Origin of the sequence: Gilliamella sp. M0320 (assembly GCF_016101635.1) — a bacterium.
Lineage (GTDB): Bacteria > Pseudomonadota > Gammaproteobacteria > Enterobacterales > Orbaceae > Gilliamella > Gilliamella apis.
In genome coordinates this window covers 272,199-286,629 of the sequence record NZ_JACFQD010000002.1, presented here as the reverse complement: position 1 = coordinate 286,629, position 14,431 = coordinate 272,199, and the positions used below count along the sequence as shown (strand labels likewise).

Here is a 14,431-nt window from a genome sequence, read left to right as displayed (position 1 = left end):
TTAATTGTTATCACTACTGACGAATTAGATCTTCGCCATAACCAATCCATTTATACGTTGTTAACGCTTCAAGGCCCATTGGTCCTCTGGCATGTAATTTTTGCGTACTAACTGCAACTTCAGCACCTAAACCGAATTGTGCACCATCGGTGAATCGGGTCGATGCATTAACATAAACTGCAGCAGCATCGACTAAGTTAACGAATTGTTCTGCATTTACAAGGCTACGCGTTAGAATGGCTTCTGAATGACCACTACCATATTCGCGAATATGTTCCACCGCCAATTCCAATGAATCAACAATAACAATATTCAGATCTTTGGAAAGCCATTCTTGTCTTAGTTCATCATCCTCGACGGCAAAAACATTTGCCACCCCAGCATTCAAAATCTTATAAGCATCGGGATCGGCATGCAATATCACCTGATTATCGGCCATGATTTGACTAAGTTTTGGTAAAAAAGCATTGGCAATTTCAGTATGAACAAGTAATGTTTCAACAGTATTACAGGTACTTGGTCGCTGAGTTTTTGCATTAAGTATTATTGATAGCGCTTTATCAAAATCAGCACTTTCATCGACAAAAATATGGCAAACACCAATACCACCAGTAATAACAGGTATGGTTGAATGTTCTCGACAGAGTTTGTGTAATGCTGCGCCACCTCGAGGAATAATCATATCAACATAGTTATCAAGCTTGAGTAATTCAGTGATATATTTGCGATCAGGATTATTGATAGATTGAATTGCTGTTTCAGGTAAACCGACTTGTTTTAAAGCTTGCTGAATGATAGCTATAATAGTGGCATTGGTATTAACCGTCTCTTTACCACCACGTAGTATAGCTGCATTGCCGGTTTTTAAGCAAAGAGCCGCAATATCAATAGTCACATTAGGACGAGCTTCATAGATAACACCAATCACACCTAATGGAACTCTGTGACGTTGTAACTTTAATCCGCTTGCTAATGTCGAACCATCAATAACTTGGCCAATTGGATCGGTTAAAGAAACAACATTTCGAACATCATTAGCAATAGATGATAATCGTTCGGAAGTTAATAACAGACGATCAAGTATTGCCTCATTCAATCCTTGTTCTTTTGCCATAGCCATATCTTTTTGATTAGCATCAAGAATCTTGTCAGCATTTAGTTCTAATAAATCGGCGATATGAATTAAAGCCTGATTTTTAATTTTTGTTGCGCATTGTGCTAATTGATATGAAGCAAGTTTGGCTGCTTTACCCATTTCGTTTATCATTGCTTAACCTTTCTTGAATTTGTCCACAAAGTTTTTTAATAGATTGCATTTTTTCTAAATATAACTGTTTTTCTGACTCCAACATCATATTTAGGTCGATAACATAATCCTCAATAATATCGTTTGTCTTATATTTTATTATCATGGTATTAGGATTTTTTTCTGAGATATTAATAATATTCTTAAATAGGATACAGGTCATTTTATTTTTATCTTTTCTTTTTAAAAAGACATAAACAATAAAAAACAGGGTAAACAGAATAAGATCCGCAACTGTAAACTGACTATTCCTAATACTAATAAATGTTTTACCCAAAATGATATATTTTTCAGCCCATTGTAATAACAAAAAAACAATCATTAATAATAAAATGAGACCGAGGTGAAAAGGGATTTCGATTATGTGAGAGAAAATAAAGAATGCTATAAAGCAGACAAGTAAAATTATTATAAGGGGTTCAATATATTTACGTCGATAAAACACTAAATCCTGATCATCTTTTTGCCATTTTTCGTGATAGCTATTAACTTCAATACTCAATTTTATAAGCCTTTTATCTTATTCATCTATTTTTTTATTTATCGATAAGATAGGTAATCTATCCAGAACGCTATGTTATATATTAAATCATCAATATATTTTTGTAATTTAACTATGCATTTCTAATTTTACTAAAATAATTCCTCTAAACCCATTTGATTTACTATTGTATCGATTTTATTTTCTAAAGGAGCAGTTTGCTCGATTTTTCTAAAAGCTATTTTTAATGTAATAAAAACTTGTCTAGTTTTATTATAAATCATTTTGTATTATGAAAAATATAAACATGCCAATAATGACCTTATCTGATGTTGGTTTTTGTCTAGACAAAAGCCTGATTATAGGCATTATTACTATTAGTAAAAGATAGTACTGAACACAACGCTATAGAGTAAGTTTTTGTAACGATTTGGCCGAATGTCTCTATTCTAAATCTATTATTTAATCAGCATATCATCTCGGTGTACGGCAACAGGACCATATTCATAGCCAATTATTTGGCTAATTTCTTGTGAATGATGTCCAGCTATTTGTCGTAATGCATCACTATTATAACGGCTGACTCCTCGAGCTATTTGCTTACCAGATTTATCACAAATATTAATGACTTCACCACGTGAAAAATCTTTTTCGACTGCGATAATGCCTTTTGGTAATAGCGAACTACCATTATTTAAAATAGCATTAATCGCACCATCATCAAGTATCACTTTGCCTACGTTTGGTGCGCCATATAGCCAATGTTTACGATGTTCTAATGGGGTTTTTTGCGGTAAAAAACGGGTACCAACCGATTGATTATTGACTGCATCAACAATCACATTGGCTTTATTTCCTGCAGCTATAATTACTTCTATGCCAGCACTCCCGGCTACTTCGGCAGCTTGAATTTTGGTACTCATGCCACCGGTCCCTAAACCTGAAACACTATCACCGGCGATACTACGCAGATCATCATTAATCTGAGTTACTTCTTTTATTAATTGTGCATTGCTATCGCTTCTTGGATCGGCGGTATATAAACCTTCGATATCGGTAAGTAATATCAATTTATCTGCTTCGGCTAAAATTGCGGCAAGTGCTGATAAATTATCGTTATCACCAACTTTAATTTCAGCAGTAGCAACTGCATCATTTTCATTAATCACAGGGACAATATTATTCTCTAGCATTGCTTTTAATACATCCTGAGCATTTAAAAAGCGTTCACGATCTTCAAGATCTGCACGAGTTAATAGCATTTGCCCAATATAAATTTTATATATCGAAAACAGCTGTTCCCAAAGTTGGATTAATTTACTTTGACCAACTGAAGCAAGTAATTGTTTTGTGGCAACAGTATTGGGTAGGTTAGGATAGTTGAGGTATTCCCGACCAGCAGCAATAGCACCCGACGTCACGATAATAATTTTATGACCAGTTTGATGTAAATAAGAACATTGTCGAATCAGTTCTACTATTCTCGCACGGTCTAACTGTTTAGTTCCTCCAGTTAAAACACTGGTACCGAGTTTAACAACGACAATTTGTTGTTTTTTATTATTCATAACAATACTCTTATTCAGATTAGTTATTACAAAATAGACTCCATCCATTTAACTGATTGAGTAAAGGCGTTTTGTAAACCTTTTTGCAATGGTGTTTTGGGGATTGTGACAATTTTGCTTTGTTTTGCTGATTGAATTAATTTCGCTTCACTCAAATTACTTAATTTATCATCTTCAAAGATAATATTCATAACCGGTACAGGGCAAGAATGGGTTAATAACCCTTGATTTTTAAGAGAAAAATAATTCAATTCGGCCGCTAATTGTTGATTTGATACAGAAGTTAAACCTAAACGACTGGCCAGCATATCTTTATAGCTATTAGGTAGATTTTGTTGTAATGCCTTATCAACAAAGAGTTGGTGTATAAATGGAGTAAAATTAAATAACCCTTTTATTTTATTAGGCATTAAATAGGCAAGTCGTGTTGCAATATGTGAACCAAAGCGGAATCCAGCAACAATCACTCGATTACTATCAACCCATGGAACTGATGGTAGTTGTTCGATCACTGCTTGATGAATTTGGCTACTATTTTGGCTCAATACAAAATTACGACTATATCCAACGGTTGGTAAATCGACAGTTAACATAGCAAAACCTTGTGGAGCAAGATATTCACTAAAGTAACGATAATAATCAATTTGTAAATTACCTAAACCATTGCAGATTAAAACGACAGGACAAACACCACTATTACTATTGTTTGGTAAATGCAAAATGGATTTGATAACCCGATTTTCAATCTTAAATTCTAACTGTTTGGTTGAATAAGGTGAATATTCAAGCGCTTTCATATATGATTGATAAGCACAGGTTTGGGCATACATCGCTAGCTCATCATTCTTAAAATGAGGATAACTAGCAATACTGGCATATTCGCTGGCAATGAGATAATCCTGATGTAAACTATTTTTTGATTCTTCAGTTAAACTGGATTGAGCGGCATTATCAGCTTTAGCTTGCCACATTGCAGCCTGATTTAAAAATTCATATATCCAGTTGCCAGATTGATAACCAATAACTGAATCCAACCATTTATCATTAGTATGGCGCTTAGTTGAAATAGCGATTCTAGATAAAACCGCTTCGATTTCTAACTTAGGAAGACCGCGCCAATACCATAAAAGAGGGTTAATGATTCGATACCATTTTGAATCAATTTCACCATCAAGAGGACTAATACTGCTGCCATTGCTGCTGTCAAGACGATTGATTAGCGATGATGTTTCAGGGTAGTCATATTGTGGTTTGAATATCTTTTCAGAAAGGTTTTCAGTCATAACCATAGCAACCTATTTATATTAGATGATTATTTATTATCACTAATTGGTTTAACAAACATGACACCAGTATCCCATGGTTGTTCAATCCATGTATCTTGTGCGATGTCGACAACATAATCATCAACTAATGGTTTACCTGCTGGTTTAGCAAAAATAGTGACAAAGTGAGCCTTAGGATACATCTCACGAATGGTATGTGCAGTGCTACCAGTGTCAACTAAATCGTCAACAACAATAAAGCCTTCGCCATCACCGTTTGCTTGTTTTAAAATTAATTTTTCACGTTGATGATCATGATCATAGCTAGAAATACAAACTGTATCGACATAACGAATACTAAGTTCACGAGCTAAAATAGCTGCTGGTACTAAGCCACCACGACTAACTGCAATGATGCCTTTCCATTGATTGGCGGGTAATAATCTCTCAGAAAGCTGACGACCATAAGCTTGTAGCATTTCCCAAGTGACATTGAATTTTTTCTTTTCAGCGATAATCTCTGCTTTATGCTGTTTTTTGGCTTTGATTTCTTCTTCTGTTAAAGTTTGTTCTATTGACATGTGTAACCTGCAATTTTAATCGAATATACGAATTTAATAAATTAATATTAATGGGCTAAAAATAGATGTAAAATTGCACCTTATTATAGAGTGGTTAGATAAAAAAAACCACTTATTAATTCATTACCCACCTAATATTGAGGATAAAATATGCTATCGACCTTAAATCCAAAATTTGTTTGGCAGATTTTTAATGATATTTGTAAAATTCCCCATCCTTCTCATCATGAACAAATGATAACTAAATATATAGTCGATTTTGCAACTACTCATCATATTGATTGTCAGCTAGATAAAGCTGGTAATGTTTTACTGCGTAAAGCTGCTACTAAAGGGATGGAAGATTGTCCATCAATCGCTTTGCAAGCTCATATGGATATGGTTCCGCAAAAAAATGAAGGTACCCAGCACGATTTTCTTGTTGATCCAATTCAAGCTTATGTTGATGGCGATTGGGTCAAGGCTAAAGGGACTACATTAGGTGCAGATAATGGCGTAGGTTTGGCATCAGCATTGGCAGTATTAATTGATCCTTCAGTTGAACATGGACCTCTTGAAGTATTGGTTACAACTTCGGAAGAGACGGGGATGCATGGCGCTTTTGGTCTACAACCTAATTGGTTACAAAGTCATTATTTGATTAATACTGATTCTGAAGATGAAGGCGAAATATTTACTGGCTGTGCTGGTGGTGTTGATTTTACGACCAGTTTTGCCATCACATATGCGGTAATGCCAGAAATACATGATTGCTATATTCAACTTTCGCTAAAAGGTTTGAAAGGAGGACATTCTGGTTGTGATATTCATCTTGGCCGTGGTAATGCAATAAAATTACTGGCAAGATTTTTAGCGGAATATGGACAAGATATCTCATATCGATTAGCTGATATAAGAGGTGGTTCTTTACGTAATGCAATACCTCGAGAAGCATTCGCTGAATTAACCTTAAATAAACAAGATTTGCCAAAACTAGAACAGATTGTTAACCAATATAATTCTGTTTTACAAAATGAGTTTGGACAGGTCGAACCCAATATAGAATTAACCCTAAAAGAGGTTAATAATGATCACATAAAACGAGTCATCGCCATTGAACAGCAAAGTAAAATTATCAATTTATTAAATGTTGCGCCAAATGGTGTGGTGAGTATGAGTACGCAAATTCATGGTGTTGTTGAAACATCTTTAAATCTAGGTATTGTAAATGTTAGCGATAATCAACTAAACGTTAATTTCTTAATCCGTTCTCAAGTTGATAGTGCGAAAGATGCTGTCGTTGCAACATTAATCTCATTAAGCCAATTAGTGAATGCCAATTACGAAATTAGTGGTGGTTATTCGGGCTGGGAGCCTAATTTAAATTCCAGTCTTTTACAATTAGCTAAAGATAAATATCAAGAGATTTTCTCAAAACAAGCAAAAATTATGGTGATTCATGCCGGCTTAGAATGTGGTCTATTTAAACAGTCTTATCCGGATATGGATATGATATCAATTGGCCCGACAATTGTTTCACCTCATTCACCTGATGAAAAAGTTAATATTCAAAGTGTTTATCGTTATTGGGAACTACTCATAGCAATCTTAAAATCCGCCTGTTATTTAAAATAATCATTAATCTTCCTCCTACAACTCTTATATGTAGGAGGATGACATTTTTACCTCACTGCTAAAGTTTAAAATCGTGGCAGCAATTGCCTTTTTGAAAATAAATTCACAAAAAGTGAATAAAAATTCAATTTCCTCTTGTTTTGTTGCTTTAAATCGCCTACTATACTGCATAAAAATCTGAATGATAGATAAGGAAAGATATGTTAAAAGCAATAATTGTTGGGGCGAGTGGTTATGCAGGTGCAAAATTAGCTTACTATTTAACAAAACATCCAAATATTGAATTAGTCGCTTTAACGGTATCAGAAAATAGCCTTGATGCGGGTAAACTTATTTCTGATAGATTTTTATACCCGCAATTGAAAGGTGTTGTTGATTTACCTTTAATTGCCACGGCTGATTATTCTTCTCTTGTCAAAGATATTGATATTGTATTTTTAGCTACTGAACATTCTGTTAGTCACGATATCGCACCATTCTTTCTTGAAAATGGTTGTACAGTATTTGATTTATCGGGTGCGTTTCGAGTCAACTCTCCCTCGTTTTATACCCAATTTTATGGTTTTGAACATCAGCACCAACAGTGGTTAGATAAAGCTGTTTATGGTCTAGCTGAATGGAATTTTGATGCGATAAAAAATGCGCAATTAATTGCTGTACCTGGTTGTTATCCAACCGCATCGCAACTGCCACTAAAACCGTTAATTGAAGAAGATTTACTAGACAAAAGGCAATGGCCTGTCATCAATGCTGTGAGTGGCGTTAGTGGTGCAGGCCGTAAACCTTCTACAAATAATCTATTTTGTGAGGTTAGTTTACATGCTTATGGCATATTTACTCATCGTCATCAACCTGAAATTGCGACACATTTAGGGCAGGAAGTTATTTTTACTCCACATTTAGGTTGTTTTAAAGATGGTATCCATGCCACTATCACATGTCAGGTGAAAGAAGGGGTGAGTGAGGAAGATATTCTTACCGCTTTAAATAAATATTATGATGATAAACCATTAGTAAGAGTTTACCAAAAACAATGGCCAGCCCTAAAATCGGTAATTGGCTTACCTTATTGTGATATTGGTTTTGTGCTTAAAGGCCAACATCTGATTTTAATTTCTGTGGAAGACAATTTATTAAAAGGTGCAGCTGCGCAAGCAGTTCAATGTATGAATATTCGATTTGGTTTTGATGAAACAACAGCCTTATTATAAAGATAGATACTAATTTGTTAATAATGACAAGTTTATATCAGTGAACTTTTATTAGAGTGAATAGGAAATAAAAATGAAACCATTGATTATTAAGTTTGGCGGTGTATTACTCGATAATAAAGATGCATTAAGTAAATTATTTATTGTTATTAGCGAATACAAAAAAAATTTTAAACGTCCTTTAATTATTGTTCATGGTGGTGGTAGTGTGGTTGATTCATTAATGGATCGGCTCTCCTTACCTGTCGTTCGACGTAATGGTTTACGCGTTACACCGGCAGATCAAATAGATGTCATTGTTGGTAGCCTTGCTGGTAGTGCGAATACCACAATTTTGTCAGAAGCTAAAAAATTACAAATAGCCAGTATTGGACTCTGCTTAGCCGATGGTGATAGCGTAAAAGTTAAGCAAATTTCTGAAGAATTAGGTTATGTAGGTGAAGCTGAACAAGGCGATCCGGCCTTAATCAATTTACTCCTTAATAATGGTTATTTACCTATTGTTAGTTCAATTGGGATTACCGATGAAGGCAAGATGATGAATGTCAATGCCGATCACGCAGCTGTTGCCTTGGCAAAAACTTTAAATGCAGATTTAATTTTACTATCTGATGTATCTGGTGTGTTAGATGAAAACAAACAATTAATCGAATCGTTAACACAAGCTGAGGCAGATCATCTAATTGCTCAAGGAATTATTACCGATGGAATGATCGTGAAAGTGAATTCTGCATTTGAAGCGGCTAAAACATTAGGTCGACCAATAGATATCGCTAGCTGGAAAGAATCAGATAAACTCATTGAATTATTTAATGGAAAATCAGGCATAACGGGTACAAGAATTATTGCTTAAATATAAATCAGTCAGTATATTAAACAAGTATATTTATTGTTAGATATACTTGGATTAGTGTTTAAAACATTTATTTTTTTCGTCAGTAAATTATGAAAGGGTATAACATGAAAAAAAGTGCAACAAAAAAAGTAGTTTTAGCCTATTCGGGTGGCTTGGATACATCAGCTATTATTCCTTGGTTGAAAGAAAATTATGGCGATTGTGAAGTTTACGCTTTAGTCGCCAATGTTGGACAAGATCCTAAAGAACTAAAAGATGTAGAAAAAAAGGCCAAAGCATCTGGCGCAGTAGCTTGTAAAGTTGTTGATTTACGCGAAGAGTTTGTTAAAGATTATGTTTACCCTGTTTTAAAAACTGGCGCATTATATGAAGGAACTTATTACCTTGGTACTTCAATGGCTCGCCCAATCATTGCTAAAGCTCAAGTAGAATATGCATTAGAAGTTGGCGCGGATACCCTTTGTCATGGTGCGACAGGTAAAGGTAATGACCAAGTCCGTTTTGAAACAACTTATACCGCTTTAGCTCCACAATTAAAAGTAATTGCGCCATGGCGTGAATGGGATTTACGTTCACGTGAAGCGTTAATTGATTATCTAAAAGTGAGAAAAATTCCTACTACAGCAACAGTTGAAAAAATTTACAGTCGTGACGAAAATGCATGGCATATTTCAACCGAAGGTGGGGTGTTAGAAAGCACTTGGAATCAAGCCAATGCTGATTGTTGGGCATGGACTGTGTCACCTGAAGATGCACCAGATAAAGCTGAATTTGTCACTATTGGTATTGAAAAAGGCGAAGTTGTTGCCGTTAATGGTAAAAAATTATCACCATATAACTGTGTTGCAACGTTGAATAAAATTGGTTCAAAACATGGTGTAGGTCGAGTAGATATTATTGAAAATCGTTTAGTCGGCATCAAATCTCGAGGTTGTTACGAAACCCCTGGTGGAACTATCATGATGACAGCGTTACGTGGTTTAGAACAACTGATCTTAGATCGTGATAGCTTCAAATGGCGCGAACAACTTGGTTTAGAAATGGCTTATGTTGTTTATGATGGTCGCTGGTTTGCACCATATCGCCGTTCTCTTCAAGCCGCTGCAGAAGTGTTAGCAGAAGACATGACAGGTGAAGTTGTAGTTAAACTTTATAAAGGTAATGCAACTGCAGTACAGAAGAAATCACCAAATAGCTTATATAGCGAAGAGTTTGCAACGTTTGGTGAAGATGAGGTTTACGATCACAGTCATGCCGGTGGTTTTATTCGTCTATTCTCCCTATCTTCACGTATCCGTGCTTTAAATGAAGGTAAAAAAAATCAGCCGACTAAAAAAGCTAAATCGTCAGCGAAAGAAACCACAAAATCAAAAAGTAAAACTAAAACTAAAACTAAAAAGTAATTTTTAAGACTTTTTAATTAGATATACAACCTAATATATACAGACTTTGGTCTGTATATATTTTTCGATAGTATTGTTATAGATAAACTTATCATTAAAATTATTAAAAAAACAATAAATTTTAATTATTTAGGACTGATTAGAAATAAAACATTTGAGGTGATTATGGCATTATGGGGTGGGCGTTTTAGCCAAGCAGCAGATCAACGATTTAAACAATTTAATGATTCTCTGCGCTTTGACTATCGGCTTGCAGAGCAAGATATCATTGGATCAATTGCATGGTCTAAAGCATTGGTCACTGTCAACGTTATATCTCATGATGAACAGCAACAGTTAGAACAAGCGTTAAATGAATTATTGAGTTCGGTACGACAAGATCCGCAGCAGATCTTGCAAAGTGATGCTGAAGATATTCATAGTTGGGTAGAACAAAAACTAATAGAAAAAGTTGGTGATTTAGGTAAAAAACTTCATACAGGTCGCAGTCGTAATGATCAGTCAACCACCGATCTGAAATTATGGTGTAAAGATGAAATTGCTCATCTTATCTCAGCTATCAATCAATTACGTAAAACACTGGTGTTAACTGCAGAACAACATCAAGATGCGGTTATGCCTGGTTATACTCACTTACAACGAGCTCAGCCTATAACTTTTGCGCATTGGTGTTTAGCATATTATGAAATGTTAACGCGTGATGAAAGTCGTTTACAAGGTACCCTAAAACGCTTGGATGTTAGTCCTTTAGGTTGTGGTGCTTTAGCCGGTACAGCTTATCCTATAGATCGTGATATGTTAGCCAACTGGTTAGGTTTTGCAACCGCAACCAACAATAGCTTGGATACGGTCTCTGATAGGGATCATGTACTTGAACTACTCAATAATGCATCAATCGGAATGGTTCACCTATCACGTTTTGCTGAAGATTTAATTATTTTTAATAGTGGTGAAGCGGACTTTGTTGAATTATCTGACCGCGTTACTTCAGGCTCTTCATTAATGCCACAGAAAAAAAATCCAGATGCATTGGAATTAATTCGTGGTAAAGCAGGGCGAGTAATTGGCGCACTAACTGGAGCATTAGTTACATTTAAAGGATTACCGCTGGCATATAATAAAGATCTACAAGAAGATAAAGAGCACTTATTTGATGCACTTGACAGTTGGCAAGAGTGTTTAGATATGGCGGTATTAGTACTTGAAGATATAAAAATCAATTACCAAAATTGTCAAAATGCTGCTAAACAAGGTTATTCTAATGCGACAGAACTTGCTGATTATCTTGTGGCTAAAGGCATTCCATTCAGACAAGCCCATCATATTGTTGGCGAGGCGGTAGTAGGAGCGATAGCTAAACAAAAAGCATTAGAAGAGCTAACTATAGATGAATTAAAACAATACAGCCAAGTCATTGAGGATGATGTTTATCCTATATTATCTTTAGAATCTTGCTTAGCGAAACGATCTGCAAAAGGTGGCGTATCACCGCAACAAGTAAAATTCGCCATCGAAAACGCTAAACAGCAACTAGCTCTCTAAATTTTATTTTCTTTGCGACAAATGCCGACTATTGTCGGTATTTTTATGCTTCAAAAACCCCGTTCCTCAAAATTTTTTGCTAAAAATCTGATTGTATATTGGTTCATAGAGTGTAAAAATAGATTTTCTGTTTTTTGATGGATGAAAGTGAATCGCAATGAGTAAAAGTTATAATTTTAGTGCAGGCCCAGCCAAACTACCGTCGGATGTTTTAAAGCAAGTACAAGCTGAATTATTAAATTGGCAAAACACCGGTGCATCGGTGATGGAACTAAGTCATCGAGGTAAAGAATTTGATGCATGTGCGATTGAAGCAACTAACGACCTTCGTGACCTTTTAAATGTACCAGAAAATTATAAAATTTTATTTTGCCAAGGTGGAGCTAGAGCTCAGTTTGCAGCTGTACCATTAAATATTTTAGCTAATAACACTCATGCTGATTACATCAATAGTGGTTATTGGAGTCAGTGTGCAGCAAAAGAAGCGGCAAAATATTGTAATGTAATTGAGCAAAATGTCGTTATTAAAGATGCAGGAATAACCTCGATCAAACCCATGTCTGAATGGCAATTAAGCGATAATAGTGCTTATGTTCATTATTGTCCAAATGAAACCATCGACGGAGTTGAAATTTTTGAACAACCTGACTTTGCCGATAAAACTGTCGTAGCTGATTTATCATCTTGTATTTTATCACAACCTATCGATGTTAAACGCTACGGTATTATTTATGCTGGTGCTCAGAAAAATATCGGTCCGTCCGGAATTACTATTGTTATTGTTCGTGAAGATCTGATAGGTTATGCGCAAAAAATGTTACCTTCGGTACTTGATTACAAAATATTATTAGATCATGATTCAATGTTTAATACTCCACCAACTTTTGCTTGGTATATGTCAGGTTTAGTCTTCAAATGGATTAAGAGTTTAGGTGGCTTAAGTGCGATGCAACAACGAAATCAAGCAAAAGCACAATTACTTTATCAATTTATTGATCAGTCAGATTTTTACCGCAATACTGTAGCGGTTGAGAATCGTTCTATTATGAATGTAACCTTCTTATCGCCAAATGAAGAACTCGATAAAAAGTTTGTAAGTGAAGCTACTCAAGCAAATATTATCGGTATTAAAGGTCACCGAATTGCAGGTGGAATGCGCGCATCAATTTACAATGCAATGGAAATTGAAGGAGTCAAATACCTTATTGAATTTATGCAACAGTTTGAAAAGCAAAATGGCTAATTATTTTGGCAAATTTTACTAAAAGGGATATCAATATATCCCTTTATTATTTGCTAATTAGCTATTTACAGTTGAAAACTTCACCAACCATAACAGCATCTGTTGGGGCAATATCGGAAACATATTGTAAAGATGCATCTTGTGCATTATAAATTACGTTACCACCCATAGCTGCAGCCTTATTCATTAAGTCAGTTGCTGCATCACGGATTAATTCACTATGCGTTTTTAAGCCAGAAAAGAAAGTACTACGACGACCTTCAGCTTTACCAATAAATTGACAAGTTGCGGCTGGTTTCGTATCAATAAATTGAACTTGGCGACCAGCAGAAGTAGCTTGATAATCTGAACTACTACAACCATTTAAGAATAATGTCACTGACAGTGCAGCACTAATAAAAAGAGTTTTTTTGATAGACATAATATTTCCTCAACCAATAAAAAAACATTAGTAATAATAATATAAAACATTGTATCAGGATAATTGATTAAAAAATATCGCTTATTATAAATGATGCTATTATGACAAATGTCAGCTTAATAATTAACCAAATCAACCTATTTAATTAATTAATTGTAGCAAATTATTTTTAACTCTATTATAATCGCAACCCTACTAAGTCAGTAGCACATCAAAACATGGCCCCTTAGCTCAGTTGGTCAGAGCAGTCGACTCATAATCGATTGGTCACTGGTTCAAGTCCAGTAGGGGCCACCATCAAAGTTGTTTAAATTCAATTAATTATTTCCTTTTGTAATGTTTGATTTGTCGAGTTATTTTATGCTGTGGCGATAAAATGGCGGTTGATATTATTCTTATTCTACGTTTTAATCTTGCTAGTTAGTAGTTAGTAGTTAGTAGTTAGTAGTTAGTAGTTAGTAGTTAGTAGTTAGTAGTTAGTAGTTAGTAGTTAGTAGTTAGTAGCGGCAGTGCGAGGAATAGGAGGGACCAGATTGCTATGAGATGCAACCTGGTGATGTTTTAGGCTTTTTTGGCGTGTCGGCTATATGGCGAAATAGGAATGTTTACTTTTGGATCTGGAATTGCGCTTGGTACAATTGTTTCAGATATTGATTGCATTGCAGTAAAAGTATGTCCACAATATATGTTGGAGCATTGATAATACTGTTTACGAGTTAAATTACTAATTTCTTCACTAGATCGGATAAATGTTTTATTTCGGCAATGTGGACATTTCATATGAAAAACCTCTTTTATTAAGCTTAGATTAATTTTACATTAATTTAAGTTTAAGTCTAGTCTTTTTGTATTTTTGTTTTTATATAATTTCGCTGGGGATTTTATTTAATGGTGGTAAAGTTTGGCTGAACCATAGCTTGGTTAATGATTAATTTAAGCT

General features: G+C 34.9%; 12 protein-coding genes, 1 tRNA gene and 1 pseudogene. 7 read left to right on the top strand and 7 right to left on the bottom strand.

What is annotated here, in order from left to right; translation table 11 throughout:
* Positions 1–13: 13 nt before the first annotated feature.
* From proA to gpt, 5 genes are all read right to left on the bottom strand, one after another.
* Positions 14–1,267 carry a glutamate-5-semialdehyde dehydrogenase gene (gene proA / locus H3T83_RS03885; RefSeq protein WP_198215151.1) on the bottom strand — a complete coding sequence of 418 codons (1,254 nt, stop codon included), beginning with the start codon at positions 1,265–1,267 and terminating at the stop codon, positions 14–16.
* Positions 1,248–1,808 (bottom strand): hypothetical protein, encoded by a 561-nt coding sequence (locus H3T83_RS03880; protein WP_198215150.1) that lies wholly within the window; start codon positions 1,806–1,808, stop codon positions 1,248–1,250. The genes proA and H3T83_RS03880 overlap by 20 nt, the downstream gene beginning before the upstream one ends.
* Before the next feature lie 437 nt (positions 1,809–2,245).
* Positions 2,246–3,355 carry a glutamate 5-kinase gene (proB, locus tag H3T83_RS03875; protein ID WP_065612895.1) on the bottom strand — a complete coding sequence of 370 codons (1,110 nt, stop codon included), beginning with the start codon at positions 3,353–3,355 and terminating at the stop codon, positions 2,246–2,248.
* A gap of 26 nt (positions 3,356–3,381) precedes the next feature.
* The gene (gene frsA / locus H3T83_RS03870; protein ID WP_065612896.1) at positions 3,382–4,638 is read right to left on the bottom strand and encodes an esterase FrsA; all 1,257 of its coding nucleotides are present in this window, start codon (positions 4,636–4,638) and stop codon (positions 3,382–3,384) included.
* 29 nt (positions 4,639–4,667) lie between these two features.
* On the bottom strand, positions 4,668–5,201 hold the full coding sequence (gpt, locus tag H3T83_RS03865) for a xanthine phosphoribosyltransferase (RefSeq protein ID WP_081298886.1): 534 nt from the start codon (positions 5,199–5,201) through the stop codon (positions 4,668–4,670).
* Positions 5,202–5,351: 150 nt separating this feature from the next.
* On the opposite strand from gpt, the gene H3T83_RS03860 reads away from it, so the two are divergent.
* The 6 genes and pseudogenes from H3T83_RS03860 (at position 5,352) to serC (ending at position 13,070) form a co-directional block, all read left to right on the top strand.
* Positions 5,352–6,815, top strand: a complete 1,464-nt coding sequence (locus tag H3T83_RS03860; RefSeq protein ID WP_198215149.1) for an aminoacyl-histidine dipeptidase — start codon at positions 5,352–5,354, stop codon at positions 6,813–6,815.
* A 200-nt stretch (positions 6,816–7,015) separates the two neighbouring features.
* Positions 7,016–8,026 carry an N-acetyl-gamma-glutamyl-phosphate reductase gene (gene argC / locus H3T83_RS03855; protein ID WP_065612898.1) on the top strand — a complete coding sequence of 337 codons (1,011 nt, stop codon included), beginning with the start codon at positions 7,016–7,018 and terminating at the stop codon, positions 8,024–8,026.
* Positions 8,027–8,099: 73 nt separating this feature from the next.
* Positions 8,100–8,879, top strand: coding sequence for an acetylglutamate kinase (gene argB / locus H3T83_RS03850; RefSeq protein ID WP_065651218.1), 780 nt, complete (start codon positions 8,100–8,102; stop codon positions 8,877–8,879).
* Positions 8,880–8,986: 107 nt separating this feature from the next.
* Positions 8,987–10,198: pseudogene (locus H3T83_RS03845) on the top strand (argininosuccinate synthase); the annotation flags it as partial.
* A 252-nt stretch (positions 10,199–10,450) separates the two neighbouring features.
* Complete coding sequence (gene argH / locus H3T83_RS03840; protein ID WP_198215148.1) at positions 10,451–11,827, top strand: argininosuccinate lyase; 1,377 nt, start codon at positions 10,451–10,453, stop codon at positions 11,825–11,827.
* 157 nt (positions 11,828–11,984) lie between these two features.
* Positions 11,985–13,070 carry a 3-phosphoserine/phosphohydroxythreonine transaminase gene (gene serC, locus H3T83_RS03835; protein ID WP_198215147.1) on the top strand — a complete coding sequence of 362 codons (1,086 nt, stop codon included), beginning with the start codon at positions 11,985–11,987 and terminating at the stop codon, positions 13,068–13,070.
* A 61-nt stretch (positions 13,071–13,131) separates the two neighbouring features.
* Here serC and H3T83_RS03830 read toward each other — a convergent pair whose 3' ends face one another.
* The gene (locus H3T83_RS03830) at positions 13,132–13,491 is read right to left on the bottom strand and encodes a DUF4156 domain-containing protein (protein WP_110453484.1); all 360 of its coding nucleotides are present in this window, start codon (positions 13,489–13,491) and stop codon (positions 13,132–13,134) included.
* Between the two features lie 220 nt (positions 13,492–13,711).
* Between H3T83_RS03830 and H3T83_RS03825 the strand changes: the two genes are divergently transcribed.
* Positions 13,712–13,788: transfer RNA gene (locus tag H3T83_RS03825), tRNA-Ile, on the top strand.
* Between the two features lie 264 nt (positions 13,789–14,052).
* On the opposite strand, the gene H3T83_RS03820 is transcribed toward H3T83_RS03825, so the two are convergent.
* Positions 14,053–14,271: an ogr/Delta-like zinc finger family protein gene (locus H3T83_RS03820; protein WP_082205083.1), complete on the bottom strand. Its 219-nt coding sequence runs from the start codon at positions 14,269–14,271 to the stop codon at positions 14,053–14,055.
* Positions 14,272–14,431 lie beyond the last annotated feature (160 nt).